Annotated in this window: 12 protein-coding genes and 2 pseudogenes; 10 read left to right on the plus strand and 4 right to left on the minus strand. The window is 64.5% G+C overall.

All coding sequences use genetic code 11. The features are described 5' to 3' along the window. Positions 1 to 296, plus strand: a pseudogene (locus GXB81_RS18705) (MFS transporter); the annotation flags it as partial. A 132-nt stretch (positions 297 to 428) separates the two neighbouring features. Here GXB81_RS18705 and GXB81_RS18710 read toward each other — a convergent pair. Both GXB81_RS18710 and GXB81_RS18715 read right to left on the minus strand, forming a co-directional pair. Continuing rightward, positions 429 to 1,415 carry a sulfonate ABC transporter substrate-binding protein gene (locus GXB81_RS18710; protein ID WP_205990009.1) on the minus strand — a complete coding sequence of 329 codons (987 nt, stop codon included), beginning with the start codon at positions 1,413 to 1,415 and terminating at the stop codon, positions 429 to 431. A gap of 29 nt (positions 1,416 to 1,444) precedes the next feature. Next, entirely contained in the window at positions 1,445 to 2,284 is an 840-nt protein-coding gene (locus tag GXB81_RS18715; RefSeq protein WP_205990010.1) for a MetQ/NlpA family lipoprotein, read from the minus strand. Positions 2,285 to 2,513: 229 nt separating this feature from the next. Here GXB81_RS18715 and GXB81_RS18720 point away from each other — a divergent pair, with 229 nt between their 5' ends. Both GXB81_RS18720 and GXB81_RS18725 read left to right on the plus strand, forming a co-directional pair. Continuing rightward, positions 2,514 to 3,194 carry a protein-L-isoaspartate(D-aspartate) O-methyltransferase gene (locus GXB81_RS18720; RefSeq protein WP_205990011.1) on the plus strand — a complete coding sequence of 227 codons (681 nt, stop codon included), beginning with the start codon at positions 2,514 to 2,516 and terminating at the stop codon, positions 3,192 to 3,194. A 173-nt stretch (positions 3,195 to 3,367) separates the two neighbouring features. Continuing rightward, positions 3,368 to 3,727 (plus strand): hypothetical protein, encoded by a 360-nt coding sequence (locus tag GXB81_RS18725; RefSeq protein ID WP_205990012.1) that lies wholly within the window; start codon positions 3,368 to 3,370, stop codon positions 3,725 to 3,727. An 85-nt stretch (positions 3,728 to 3,812) separates the two neighbouring features. Here GXB81_RS18725 and GXB81_RS18730 read toward each other — a convergent pair whose 3' ends face one another. Together GXB81_RS18730 and GXB81_RS18735 are read right to left on the minus strand one after the other, a co-directional pair. Then, positions 3,813 to 4,793: an amidohydrolase family protein gene (locus GXB81_RS18730; protein WP_167046141.1), complete on the minus strand. Its 981-nt coding sequence runs from the start codon at positions 4,791 to 4,793 to the stop codon at positions 3,813 to 3,815. 82 nt (positions 4,794 to 4,875) lie between these two features. Next, complete coding sequence (locus tag GXB81_RS18735) at positions 4,876 to 6,204, minus strand: MFS transporter (RefSeq protein ID WP_205990013.1); 1,329 nt, start codon at positions 6,202 to 6,204, stop codon at positions 4,876 to 4,878. A gap of 269 nt (positions 6,205 to 6,473) precedes the next feature. Between GXB81_RS18735 and GXB81_RS18740 the strand changes: the two genes are divergently transcribed. The 7 genes and pseudogenes from GXB81_RS18740 to uraD all read left to right on the plus strand — a co-directional run bounded on the left by GXB81_RS18740 (position 6,474) and on the right by uraD (position 12,486). Then, entirely contained in the window at positions 6,474 to 7,376 is a 903-nt protein-coding gene (locus GXB81_RS18740) for a LysR family transcriptional regulator (RefSeq protein ID WP_167284064.1), read from the plus strand. 148 nt (positions 7,377 to 7,524) lie between these two features. After that, on the plus strand, positions 7,525 to 8,124 hold the full coding sequence (locus GXB81_RS18745) for a 2'-5' RNA ligase family protein (RefSeq protein ID WP_205990014.1): 600 nt from the start codon (positions 7,525 to 7,527) through the stop codon (positions 8,122 to 8,124). A gap of 194 nt (positions 8,125 to 8,318) precedes the next feature. Beyond that, the gene (locus tag GXB81_RS18750) at positions 8,319 to 8,717 is read left to right on the plus strand and encodes a DnaJ family domain-containing protein (RefSeq protein WP_205990015.1); all 399 of its coding nucleotides are present in this window, start codon (positions 8,319 to 8,321) and stop codon (positions 8,715 to 8,717) included. A gap of 200 nt (positions 8,718 to 8,917) precedes the next feature. Beyond that, positions 8,918 to 9,457, plus strand: a pseudogene (gene tadA / locus GXB81_RS18755) (tRNA adenosine(34) deaminase TadA); the annotation flags it as partial. Between the two features lie 224 nt (positions 9,458 to 9,681). Continuing rightward, positions 9,682 to 10,608, plus strand: coding sequence for a muramoyltetrapeptide carboxypeptidase (gene ldcA / locus GXB81_RS18760; RefSeq protein WP_205990016.1), 927 nt, complete (start codon positions 9,682 to 9,684; stop codon positions 10,606 to 10,608). Positions 10,609 to 11,017: 409 nt separating this feature from the next. Next, positions 11,018 to 11,968, plus strand: coding sequence for an allantoinase PuuE (gene puuE, locus GXB81_RS18765; RefSeq protein ID WP_167046121.1), 951 nt, complete (start codon positions 11,018 to 11,020; stop codon positions 11,966 to 11,968). Then, positions 11,965 to 12,486, plus strand: a complete 522-nt coding sequence (uraD, locus tag GXB81_RS18770) for a 2-oxo-4-hydroxy-4-carboxy-5-ureidoimidazoline decarboxylase (protein ID WP_205990017.1) — start codon at positions 11,965 to 11,967, stop codon at positions 12,484 to 12,486. The genes puuE and uraD overlap by 4 nt, the downstream gene beginning before the upstream one ends. Positions 12,487 to 12,558 lie beyond the last annotated feature (72 nt).

Raw genomic sequence — 12,558 nt, forward strand, 5'->3', positions numbered from 1 at the left:
TCGCGTTTTTCGGTCAGGGCATGGGCGGGCTCGGCTGGTCGATCATTCCCGATATCGCACCGAAGCGCCTGATGGGACTCACCGGCGGTATTTTCAATTTCACTGCGAACATCGCCGGCATCGTCACACCGATCGTGATCGGTGCGATCGTCTCACTGACGGGGTCGTTCTACTGGGGGCTGATGTTTATCGGCGCGGTGGCGATACTGGGCGCAGCGTCGTACATCTTCATTCTCGGCGATATCAAGCGGATCGAATTGCCAGACGATACGGCGCCGCTGAAGCGGGCGGCATGAGCGCGTCATAGTAGTCACGATCGGTGACGACAACCGCGTGCGGTGATTGCATCGACATGGCAATCACCGCACGCGGTGTTCGTGCTCACGACTCGAACTGATAGTGCGGGTTCATCTCATAGGCGCCTGCCGCTACGCGAGATTCGAAGGCGCGGCCTTCAACACGTCGACATGCTTCGGAATCAGGCGGAGTTCGAGGAACGTATCGGCAATCTGCTGCTGCTCGCCGAGAATCGCGCGGGTAATCGGCTGCGTGCCGAACTGCTGGCGCTGCACGGCCGTGTCCACGACCGGTTTCGGCAGACCCCAGAGTTGCGCCAGTTCGCTCGCGAGTGAGTCGCGGTTCTGCTGGCCCCATTGGTCGATCTTGTCCAGTTCCTCGATCACGATGCGGATCACGTCGGGATTATTCGCGGCATAGCTCTGCGACGAAAAGTAGTACGCACGATTGCCGACCACGCCGTTCGCATCGGCAATCACGCGCGCGCCGAGCGATTTTTCCGCGGCCGCGAAGAACGGGTCCCAGATCACCCATGCGTCGATCGAGGCGCGCTCGAATGCGGCTCGCGCATCGGCGGGCGCGAGAAACACGGGCTTCACGTCGGCGTATTGCAGGCCATGCTGACGCAGCAACTGCACGAGAAAGTAGTGGACGTTGCTGCCCTTGTTGAGCGCGATCCGTTTGCCCTTGAGGTCCGCGACCGAGCGGATCGTCGATTGCGGCGGCACGAGCACCGCTTCGGATTGCGGACGCTTGACCGTCGCGGCGACGTACACCAGCGGCGCGCCGGCGGCCTGCGCGAAGATCGGCGGTGCTTCGCCGACGTCGCCGAAATCGATCGAGCCGACGTTCAGTGCTTCCAGTTGCACTGGACCCGCCGCGAACTCGGTCCAGCTGACCGAGACGTTGAGCGGCGCGAGCCGTTTTTCGAGCGTGCCGCGCCCCTTGAGCAGAGTCAGATAACCCTTCTGATTGCCGATGCGCAAGGTGCGCGAGGTTCCCGAGGGTCCTTGTGCGAAAGCGGGTGGCGCGCTGGCGGACGATGCGGCGAGCGCCGCGGCGCCGAGCGACAGTTTCAGGAAGGCGCGACGATCGCGGGTCGTTCGTTGAGTGGACATGATGGCGAGCGGTAGAAGAAAGAGGGTGGTCAGTGCTGCGGCGCGCCGTCCCATGCCGGCAGTGTCGCGCCGCGATAGACGCTCAGAATCTCCGAGGCGACATTGGCCTGCTGATAGCTGTCCACGATAACCTTCACCCAAGGTGCGCTCGAATCTTTGGCATTGACCGCGATGAAGTTTCGATACGGATTGCCAGGCACTTTTTCCTGCGCGATGCGTTGCTGCGGAATCCGGATGCCGGCCTTGATCGCCCAGTCGGTATTGACGACGGCTGCGTCGAGATCGCCAATCGCCCGGCCGACGATGCCCGCGTCGAGCTCCTTGATACGGATGTGCTTCGGGTTGTCCGCGATGTCGCGCGCGGTCGGCAGCAGACCGACATCGGGCCGTAGCCTGATGAGCCCGTTCGCCTGCAGAAGCAGCAGCGCGCGGCCTTCGTTGCTCGGATCGTTCGGCACGCCGATTGTCGCGTTCTGCGGCAGCGCCGCGACCGATTTCACCTTGACCGAATAGAGGCCGATGGGCTGCACATAGGTGAAGCCGACCGGCACGATATCGTAGTGGCGCGCGGCGATCTGCGCATCGAGATACGGCTTGTGCTGGAATGAATTCGCGTCGAGGTCGTGCTGCGCGAGCGCTTCGTTCGGCTGCGTATAGTCGGAGAACGTCGTGACCTTCACGGTGATGCCCTGTCTGGCCGCATTGGCCGCGACCGCGCGCCATACGTCCTCGTCTTCGCCGGACATGATGCCGACGCGCACGGTCTGTCCGGCCGCGCGTGCCGGTTGCGCACCGACGATGCCGCAGACGAGAAGAACCGCGAGCAACGGAGAAAGAAAGGCGGTCTTGAGCAGGTTCGTTGTTCTCATGATCTTGCTGTTATCGAATGAAGGGAAATGAAGGTCATCAGATCGTAGAGAGGCGCCCGTGGCCGCGCAAATAATATCGAGCGCTATCGTTATCGCGGATAAGCGCAAGGCCGCGGGATGGAGCAGGGCGGTTCGCGGGACGGCCGCGCACGCGTTGCGCGCATTCCGGCGGCACGGCTTATGCTGGGTTGATGGGGCCGGTCGGTGTGGCGACCGGCAGGAGGCTGCGATGAGCGATTTCACCGAGGCGCGCGAGCGCATGGTCGAGCGGCAGATCGTGCGCCGGGGCGTGCGCGCCCCCCACGTGCTGGCGGCGATGCGCAGCGTGCCGCGCGATGCGTTCGTGCTGCCGGGCTGGAGAGAATTCGCCTATGACGATTCGCCGTTGCCGATCGGCGGCGGGCAGTCGATCTCGCAGCCGTTTATCGTCGCGAGGATGCTCGAAGCGGCGGCGCTGCATCCGGGCGACCGCGTGCTCGATATCGGCACCGGCTCCGGCTATGCCGCCGCGATTGCCGCGCGGATCGTGGCGAGCGTCGATTCGATCGAACGCGACGCCGAACTGGTCGAGGCCGCTCGCGAACGCCTGGAGCGGCTCGGTTACGCGAACGTGGCGGTGCATCTCGGCGATGGCACCGCTGGCTTCGCGGCACATGCGCCTTATGACGCGATCGTCGCGGCCGCGAGCGGCCCGCACGTGCCGAAGGCGTTGCTCGCGCAGCTTGCGTGCGGTGGCCGCCTCGTGATGCCGATCGGGCGCGAGGCAGGGCGCCAGCGGCTCGTGAAGATCGTGCGCCGCAGCGAGCAGGAATACGAGGAAACTTCGTTCGACGAAGTGAGGTTCGTGCCGCTCGTCGGCGACGACGGCTGGCCCGAGCGGGGAGGGTTGACGGGGCGGTCGGTGCGGTGAAAAGGGAAGCCGCCGCGCCGGCGTCAGGCAGACGCGTTCGCGGGTCCCTTTAGAACGCGATTGAAAATGGTTGCCGGATGGCGGGCCGGATCGGCCACAATGTAAGTAATGAGGCAGCAGCGGATATCTGGCGCCTCGCTTCGATCCAATGGAAATAGAGTGACGACATGATAATGAGCCGGATCAACGCCTGGCTGCTCGGGCGCTTGCCATCGCGCAGACTCTCCGTCTCGCTATCCCTGAGCGACCAGGGTCTTACCGTGAAGCACCCGCAAGGCGAGCAGTACATTGCCTGGCAGGATATTGGCGAAGTGGTCGCCACACGGTCGGATCAATTGGTCGGGAATACTGTCTTGCTGCTGGTCGGCCTGAACGATGGCCGTACCCTGACCGTGCCTGAGGGCGATCCCGTCTGGCATGATCTGGCAATGAAGTTGCCGGCGTATCTGGCCGGCGCAAAACCCTATGAGGAATGGGCGCTGCGCTCCGCTTTTTCCGCGGGAACACCTCGCGTCGAGGTATTCCGGCGTTGATCGCAGCGCTCATATCCGGGCGGGTGTCGATCACCGTCATGCTCGCCGGGAGCATGAGCGTCTCCCGATTAACCCCTTGGCGTTCCTAGAAACCGAACACCCGCAGCGCATTGTTGCCGCGCACCGCCTCGCATTGCTCCTTCGGCAGACGCGCGGTGTTCGCAAACGCGCCGCGAATATCGTGCACCTGATGCGGCCAGTCGGTGCCGAACATCACGCGATCCGCGCCGACGACCGAGACGAGAAATTCGAGCGAGGCCGGACTGTACGTGATGCAGTCGTAGTAGATATGGCGCAGATAGTCGATCGGCTTGCGCTTCATCTGACGGCGCTGCGGAATCTCGACCTCGTTGCCCTTCTCGAAGCGGCCGGCCAGATACGGCAATGCACCGCCCGCATGCGATGCGATGATCTTCAGGTTCGGGTACTGATCGAAGAAGCCCTCGAAGATCATGCGCGTGATCGCGAGCGTCGTGTCGAACATGAAGCCGACGGCCCAGCTCAGATCGAACTTCGTCATGTCCATCAGTTCGGCGCCCGGCGGATCGGTCGGATGCACGAGCACCGGCAGCGCGCGCCGGTCGATCTCGGCCCAGATCGGCGCGAACATCGGATCGGTGAGGCTGCGTCCCGCCACGTTCGCGAGCACCATCACGCCGCTCGCGCCGTTATCGCAGGTACGGCGCAGTTCTTCGAGCGCGGCCTGCGGATATTCCCACGGCAACGACGTGAACCAGCGGATGCGCCCGGGGTACTTCGTTTGCGCTTCGGCAAGCGTGTCGTTCGATTCGCGCGCGGCGAGGCAGCTCGTTTCCTGATCGCCCCAATAGACGTTCGGGCAGGTCAGCGAAACGACCGAGATGTCGATGCCCGATTCGTCCATCTGACGGATACGCATGTCGAAATCGAAATGACCCTTCTGCGGAATCACGACCGGCGTGTTGCCGCGAAACACTTCCTGCTGACCGTCGGGGCGGGTCTGGATGTTGTAGGCACCGCCGCGCTGCCGCAGCAGTTCGAGCCATTTGTGCGTGAAGATGTGCGTGTGAACGTCGATGACAGGCATGCAAGCTCTCCCGAAAAAGAAAGGGCATGAAGGCGTTCCATGCGCCTTCGGTTCGAGGCGAACGATTCGCGATACTGACGATCTATCGATGCGAATCGCCGTGTGGATAGGAGGGAAGCGGCGCGGGCGCGGCAAAATCGTTGCCGTCGTGTGCGTGACGGTTCAGCATGAACGCGCCGATCAGGCCGAGCGCGAAGAACACCGCGCAGAAATGCGCAGGCATCATGTTGTTGCCGCTCACATGCAGCAGCCATGTGAGCACGAGCGGCGACAGGCCGCCGAACAGCGCCGCGCCGATGTTGTACGAGATCGCGAGTCCGGTCGAGCGGACTTCGGTCGGAAAGAGGCCGGCGAGCGCGGTCGGAATCGGCGCGTTCGAGGCACCGATCAGCAAGGCGAAGCTCAGTTCGACCGTGAGAATCGACGCCATCGACGGCGCGTTGACGATCCAGTAGTAGGCGGGATACAGCACGACGAGAAACAGCACGAGCGAGACGCGGATCATGCGCGCGCCGCCGATGCGGTCGGCGAGATGGCCGAACACCGGAATCATCACGACGCGCAGCAGCACGCTCGCGAGCAGCACGGTGAACGGTAGCGTCACCGGCATATGCAGATTCTGCACCGCGTAAATCGGCAGATACGTGATGATCACGTACGACATGACGTTGAGCGCGGCGCTCAATGCGAGCGCGACGAACAGCTCGCGCGGATAGTGCGTCAGCACGCGCGAGAACGGCACCTTCGCGCGCTGGCCGAGCTTCTCGAACGCTCCCGTTTCAGGCAGATTGCGGCGGATGTAGAAACCGACCGGACCGATCAGCAGACCGAGCAGAAACGGCAGGCGCCACGCCCACGATTCGAGCGCTTTATGCGTGAACAGATGCGTGAGTGCGCTGCCCATCGCGACCGCGAGCAGCGCACCGAGCGCCTGCGCGAACATCTGCCAACTGCCATAGAGATTGCGGCGCGTCGGCGGCGCGTACTCGATCAGCATCGCGGTGGCAGTGCCGAATTCGCCGCCGGCCGACACGCCTTGCAGCAGACGCGCGCACAGCACGATCGCCGGCGCGATCAGGCCAATCTGCTGGAAGCCCGGCGTGAGGGCGATCATTGCGGCGGAGAGAGTCATCAGGGCGATCACGAGCGTCAGGCCGGCCTTGCGTCCTTTGCGGTCGGCATACATGCCGAGCAGAATCCCGCCGAGCGGACGCACGACGAAGCCCGCGCCGAACGTCGCGGTCGTGAGCATCAAGGCGGCGTATTCGCTGTCGCTCGGAAAGAACTGTTTGGCGATGATGATCGACAGAAAGCCGAACACCACGAAGTCGTACCACTCGAGCACGTTGCCGAGCGTCGATGCCACGGCGCCTAGCCAGCGCCTGCGTGAATCGGTTGCGGTCGTTGTCACGACTGTCTCCTGCGAGGGCTCGCCTGTCGTTTTATCCGGTCGCGCCCGTCGCTTCGGCGCGCCGCCGCGCTATTGCATGGCCGTGCCGGTCTGCCGGCGGCGGTGCAATGCGTAGGCAAGCAATGTAGGGTACTGTCGGCATGAAAACAATCGAACAAAATCAATGCTTGCATAAAGTAACTTTATGATTGTGCTTTTGCTGGATTGTCTCGATGGCCTTGTCCTCACGACCCCTGCCTTCATGATCTTGCCCTTATGACCTTGCTCTCATGACTCCCACGATCAAGCAACTGCGCGCGTTCGCACTCGTGTGCCGGTTCGGCGTGCTCACGCGCGCGGCCGACGAGCTGTTCATCACGCAGCCGGCGGTGAGCGTGCTGATTCGCCAGATGGAAGAAGCGCTCGGCCTGCGCCTGTTCGATCGCACGTCGCGTGCGTTGCGGCCGACGGCGGCCGCGCACGAAATTCTTCCGGCCGTCGAACGCATGCTGCGCGATCTCGAAACGATCCAGTCGAGCGCCAAAGAACTGACGGGGCGCGAGCGCGGCCAGTTGCGTTTCGCGGCCACGCCGTCGATCGCGGCGGCGATCGTGCCGAAGCTGCTGGCGGAATATCGCGCGCTCTATCCGAACATCGAGGTGTCGGTCGACGACGCCGCGCCCGATCGGCTGACCGCCTCGACGCTGACCGGCGACGTCGAATTCGGCATCGGCACGATCAGCGACCGGCTCGACGGCATCACGCTGCAATGCCTCGCGCGCGACCGGCTGTGCGCGATCTGCCGCAAGGATTCGGCGCTTGCGAAAAAGCGCCGCGTAAGCTGGAAGGATGCGTTGCAGTACCCATGGATCGGCATCCGTTCGACGAGCGGCATCCGCACGCTGATCGACGAAACGCTGTTTGCGCTCGGCACGCGCAAGCCGGTCGAATACGAGGTGTCGTATATGACGACCGGGCTTTCGATGGTGCAGGCGGGTCTCGGTATCGCGATCTTTCCGGGCATTCTGCTCGGCGCGTTTCCGCACCGCGATCTCGTCGCGCGCAAGCTCGAAGCGCCCGCCGTCACGCGCGACGTGAACCTGATCCGGCGTGCCGGGCATTCGCTCTCGCCGGCCGCCGAGTCGTTTATCGAGCTTTGGTACAAGCGCATCGGCAAGCCGGCCGAGGTGTAGCCGGGGCCTGTTTTTTTTGCGTGGGGCATGAAATACTGTATGAATATACAGTATGATGGAAAGACCGGCCGCGAGTGCAGGCGGCGCGCGCAGCGCACGAACGGACACGTGAAAACTCGCGCGGAAACCAGCGAAGGAACGAGGCAAGATGCCTGAACAACTGTGGCTGCCCGGACTCGAGGCGCCGCCCACGCCAACCGACGGACTTTTTTTCGCCGTCTTTCCCGACACCCATACGGCGGCCGGCATCGCGAAGTTCGCGCGGCAGGTCTGCGACGAGGCGCGCGTGCGCAGCAAGCCGCTCGCGGCGGGCCGCTTGCATGTCACCCTGCGTCATCTGGGGAATTTCGCGGGCGGCTTGCCGCCGGAATACGTCGACGTGGCGAAGCGGGCGGCTGGCGCGGTCAGCATGGCGCCGTTCACGGCCGAGTTCGACGCGCTCGAGAGCTTCGCGAAGAAGCCGCGGCCAGGCCCGGCGGTGCTGGTCGGCGAGGATGGCGTACAGGGGCTGCATAGGCTGCACGAGGTGCTCGGCGGGGCCTTGCGGAACGCTGGTATCGGGCCCAGTTTCGGGTCCGATACACACTTCGAGCCGCACGTGACGCTCGCCTATGGGATACCTTGGGCCGAGCGTCGCCCGGTCGAGCCAGCGGGCTGGAACGTGCGGGAATTTGCGCTGATCCACAGTTTGCTGGGGCGTACGCGGCACATCGTCCTCGCGCGCTGGCCGTTGACGGGAGAGCCTTGATGGAGAGTGAGCGGTTGGTCGGCGGCGGGGCTTCACCCGGGTTTCGCTCCTGGGGGCGGCAAATTCGCGCAATCCAGAAAAGCCACGAAGGCTACGAAGGCCACGGATCGGCGGCGGTTTTATGCCGGCGAGGCAGCCTGAACGCTCGTGCGCTCCCTGATAGAATGCACGGGCCGCAACGTAGTGGATTGCAGATGAAATTGCTTGATGCGCTTGTCGAACAGCGTATTGCCGCCGCCGCGCGCGGCGAGTTCGACGATTTGCCGGGTGCGGGAGCGCCGCTGCCTCTCGACGACGATGCACTGGTGCCGCAAGAGGTGCGCGTCGCCAACCGGATTCTGAAAAACGCGGGCTTCGTGCCGCCCGCTGTCGAACAGTTGCGCGCGTTACGCGACCTGCAAACGGAGCTCAATGCCGTGAGCGATCCGGCAACCCGTTGCCGTCTTCAGGCGCGCATGCTCGCACTTGATATGGCGCTCGAATCGCTGCGCGGCGGTCCGCTCGTTCTGCCGCGCGAATACTGCCGCCGGATCGCCGAACGTCTGTCGGAGCGTGCCGGCAATCCCGATCAAACCGGCGCGGGTTCACGGTGAGCGAGCCCTTCGTTCAAGCCGCTGCAGCGGATGCGTCGGGGCCGGCCGAGGGCTGTAGCGGGCCTGGTTGCGCGGGTGCCGAAAGCCGCCGCGCGAACGCGAACGCTGCCGAAGTCGCTGCACCATCTTCGCCGGCTGTCGGTGCCGAATCCGCTCGTGCTGACGTAGCCGGTACTGCCGTGGCGCCGGTGGCCGACGGCATCGCGGCCGCTTCCGCTACCGCCGTCGTCCCACCCGAGTCTCCCGAAATCCCCGTCGTTTCCGAACGCGACCTGCGTTTTATGGCGCTGGCCCAGGCCGCCGCCGAAGAAGCGCGCGCGGCGGGTGAAGTGCCGGTCGGCGCGGTCATCGTGCGTGGCGAGGAAGTGATCGCGAAGGGCTTCAACCATCCGATCGGCGCGCACGATCCTTCCGCGCATGCGGAAATGGTCGCGTTGCGCGCCGCTGCGCAGGCGCTCGAAAACTATCGCCTGCCGGGCTGCGAACTCTACGTGACGCTCGAACCTTGCCTGATGTGCGCCGGCGCGATCATGCACGCGCGCATCGCGCGGGTCGTGTTCGGCGCGCGCGATCCGAAAACCGGCGCGTGCGGCAGTGTCGTCGATGCGTTCGCGAATCCGCAACTGAACCACCACACGAGCGTGAGCGGCGGTGTGCTCGAAACCGAATGCGGCGAGGCGCTGAGTTCGTTTTTCGCGGAGCGGCGTCGCGCGAGCCGGGCGGCCCGCGCGGCGGCGCGAGGCGAGGTCGTTGGCATGGGCGAAGAGACGGGAAAAGCCACGACAGGAAGCGGGGAACAGGCAGCGGAAAAATCCACGGAAAAGACGGCTGACGCCAGCACGCAGGTTCCGGCCAATAGTGCAGCGACCACCAGCTTCGACACCGCGACCGACACCGACCGCCCCAGCAGCGAATCGCCCCCAACTCCGCCGCTCTAAAACGACAACCCGCAACGGGCCTTGCCATGATCGCTCATCGCACCATCGAACTGATTGCGCCGTCCGGGTATCCGCATGATCCGGAAGGCTTGCATCGCGCGTTGCATCGCTTGCGCGCGCAGGGGCATCGGGTCGAGGGCGAAGCGGCGGCGATGCGCCGTTATCAGCGTTTTGCCGGCACCGACGGCGAGCGCGCGGCCGATCTGAACCGGCTCGCCGATCCGTCGCGCGCATTGCCTGACGTCGTGCTCGCCGTGCGCGGCGGCTACGGCGCGGTGCGCATCCTGCATGGCCTCGACTATGAAGGGCTGCGGCGGCGGCTCGTCGATCAGCCGGTCGCGCTGGTCGGCCATAGCGACTTCACCGCGATCCAGCTTGCGCTGCTCGCGCGCGCCGGCGTGAAGACCTTCGGCGGCCCGATGCTGATGAGCGATTTCGGCGCGGAAGAGCTGAGCGAATTCACGATGCGGCATTTCTGGTCGGCGTTGACGAAGCCGTCCATGACCGTGACGGGCAACACGCCGCAAGCGCAGACGGTCGACGTGTCGGGCATGCTGTGGGGCGGCAATCTGGCGGTGCTGGCGTCGCTGGTCGGCACGCCGTACATGCCGCCGGTGCAAGGCGGCATCCTGTTTCTCGAGGACGTCAACGAGCAGCCGTTCCGCATCGAGCGGATGATCTATCAACTGCATCTGGCCGGCATTCTCGCGCAGCAGCAGGCACTCGTGCTCGGCGATTTCTCGGGCGGCAAGACCTACGAGTACGACAACGGCTACGACCTGCACGCGATGATCGAGCAGGTGAGGGCGTTGATCGGCATTCCGGTCGTCACGGGGCTGCAGTTCGGCCATATCCGCAACATGCTGACGCTGCCGGTCGGCGCGGACGCGCATCTCGTCGCCAACGCGCACGGTTTCAGGTTGACGTTGTCGGGTTATCCCTGCCTGGCCTGAGGCCGGAGGGCTGAACGGGGCGCATAGAGCAGGACGCAGACGGGCAGGAGCGGGCGGGAGGAAGCAGAGACGTGAAGACGTTAAAGACGTAAGCGGGCAGCGCTGGCCTGCTTTCTTTTCATCATCAAAACGCAACTAACCGACAGTGCCTGGGGCTCCCCACATTACGGCATCCTGAGCGTCGATCACAACCCCATCGCACCCCCGCCATCCACGGGTAAACGCTAAAACCGCGGCCCCGCACATACATTCCGTGTAACACGCACTATCTGCCCATGTGTATGGGCGCACCCGGACGTTTTCGCTACACTGGGTCAACTCGGCGAGCCGGCATGAATCCCATACCGGCCCGCGCATTGCCCGAGCCTCACATGCATTTTTCGTCCCGTTACCACGCATTCGTCAGCCCATGCCACTCGACCCGAACTACCCACGCGATCTGATCGGCTACGGCCGCCACCCGGTCCACGCGAACTGGCCGGGACGCGCGCGGGTCGCGGTGCAATTCGTGCTCAATTACGAAGAGGGCGGCGAGAACTGCGTGCTGCACGGCGACCCCGCATCCGAGCAGTTCCTCTCGGAGATCGTCGGCGCGGCGGCGTATCCGGCGCGTCATATGAGCATGGAGTCGATCTACGAATACGGCTCGCGCGCGGGCGTGTGGCGCATCCTGCGCGAATTCGAAAAGCGCGGCCTGCCGCTCACGGTGTTCGGCGTCGGCATGGCGATCGAACGGCATCCCGAGCTCGCGCGCGCATTTGTCGAACTCGGTCATGAGATCGCCTGCCACGGGTATCGCTGGATTCACTATCAGGACATGTCGCCGGAGAAGGAGGCCGAGCACATGCGCCTCGGCATGGCAGCGATCGAGCGTGTCACGGGCACGCGGCCGCTTGGCTGGTACACCGGGCGCGACAGCCCGAACACGCATCGGCTCGTCGCCGAATACGGCGGCTTCCTGTACGACTCGGATTACTACGGCGACGACCTGCCGTTCTGGATGGACGTCGAGGTGACGGGCGGCCGGCAGGTGCCGCAACTGATCGTGCCGTACACGCTCGATACCAACGACATGCGCTTTGCGACGCCGCAAGGCTTCAATACCGCCGATCATTTCTTCACCTATCTGCGCGACGCATTCGACGTGCTCTACGCAGAAGGCGCCGAAGCGCCGAAGATGCTGTCGATCGGCATGCACTGCCGGCTGCTCGGGCGGCCGGGGCGGTTTCGCGCGCTGCAGCGCTTTCTCGATCACATCGAACAGCACGAGCGCGTGTGGGTCGCGCGGCGCGTCGACATCGCGCGGCACTGGCACGAACATCATCCTTACCAACCAGACAACCGCGAGGCAGCGGCATGAAGGCGATGCAATACACCCTGGACCAACTCAACAGCCTCTCTACCGACGCGTTCGTCGCGGCGCTGTCGGGCATCTTCGAGCACTCGCCGTGGGTCGCGGAAATCGCGGCGCGCGAGCGGCCGTTTGCGAGCATCGACGCGTTGCATCACCGGATGTCGAAGATCGTCGAGACGGCCGGCGAAGCCAGTCAACTCGCGCTCATCAACGCGCACCCGGAACTGGCCGGCAAGGCCGCCGTGCGCGGCGAGCTGACCGCCGAATCGACGCGCGAGCAGAGCGGCGCGGGGCTTGCACAATGCACGCAGGCGGAGTTCGACAAGCTGCATGCGTTGAATCATGCGTATCGCGAGAAATTCGGCTTCCCGTTTATTCTCGCGGTGCGTGGCTACGACCGTCACGGCATCATCGCGAACTTCGAGTCGCGCGTGAACAACAGCCGCGCCGACGAAATGCGCGCGAGCCTCGATCAGATCTATCGCATCGCACGTTTCCGGCTCGACGACCTGATCGACGCGTGACGTCATCGCGCCCGGCAGGCGGGCGTGCCCGGTCATCCGGCGCAGGCCGCGAACCGTAACGTTTTTTTCCGC

It is taken from the genome of Paraburkholderia sp. Ac-20336, assembly GCF_017105025.1.
GTDB lineage: Bacteria > Pseudomonadota > Gammaproteobacteria > Burkholderiales > Burkholderiaceae > Paraburkholderia.